Origin of the sequence: Marinobacter iranensis, assembly GCF_029207565.1 — a bacterium.
Taxonomy (GTDB): domain Bacteria; phylum Pseudomonadota; class Gammaproteobacteria; order Pseudomonadales; family Oleiphilaceae; genus Marinobacter; species Marinobacter iranensis.
The window spans coordinates 1-228 of record NZ_JANCMW010000440.1; the positions used below are offsets into that span (position 1 = coordinate 1).

General features: G+C 71.5%; 1 pseudogene. It reads right to left on the reverse strand.

The features are described from left to right. A pseudogene (locus tag NLU14_RS23020) lies at positions 1–228 on the reverse strand (hypothetical protein); the annotation flags it as partial.

The window sequence follows — 228 nt, forward strand, 5'->3', positions numbered from 1 at the left end:
GCCACCTGGAAGCCGAACAGGATCACTGCGATCAGCAGCACCGCCGCCAGCGGCGTCGATGCGCCGGCGGTAAGCAGCAGTGCCGGCAGCATGATCGCGCAGCCGATGGCGATGGCGAGCTTGCGGGCCGCCAGCGCGCTCCAGCCCCGGGCGATCAGCACGCCGGAGAACCAGCCGCCGAGGAGGCTGCCCAGCATCGCGCCGACGAACGGCACCCAGCCGAACATG